Raw genomic sequence first — 266 nt, forward strand, 5'->3', positions numbered from 1 at the left:
ACACCTTGCAGGTTGCGCCCCTCAAGGCCAAAGGCCGCGCGCAGCGCGCCGGTGTTGTACAGGCAGTCGCCACCCAGGCGCAGCCGGCCGGAGCGGGTGCCGGCACGTTCGAACCGTTACTGGTCGACCGCCTGCTCGGCGTTGCGCCGGTCGACCAGCGGCCTACTGGCGGACATAGAGCATGCGCGCCGCATGGATGCTGACCTGGCGCGCTTCCAGTGAACTCAGCCGGCGGCCCAGCACGGAGGTTTGTGCATGAGCTTAGG

1 pseudogene is annotated in these 266 nt (G+C 68.8%); it reads right to left on the reverse strand.

What is annotated here, in order from left to right:
* Positions 1-261 (reverse strand): annotated as a pseudogene (locus GYA94_RS28550) (channel protein TolC); the annotation flags it as partial.
* Positions 262-266: the final 5 nt, after the last annotated feature.

Origin of the sequence: Pseudomonas juntendi (genome assembly GCF_009932375.1) — a bacterium.
Taxonomy (GTDB): domain Bacteria; phylum Pseudomonadota; class Gammaproteobacteria; order Pseudomonadales; family Pseudomonadaceae; genus Aquipseudomonas; species Aquipseudomonas juntendi.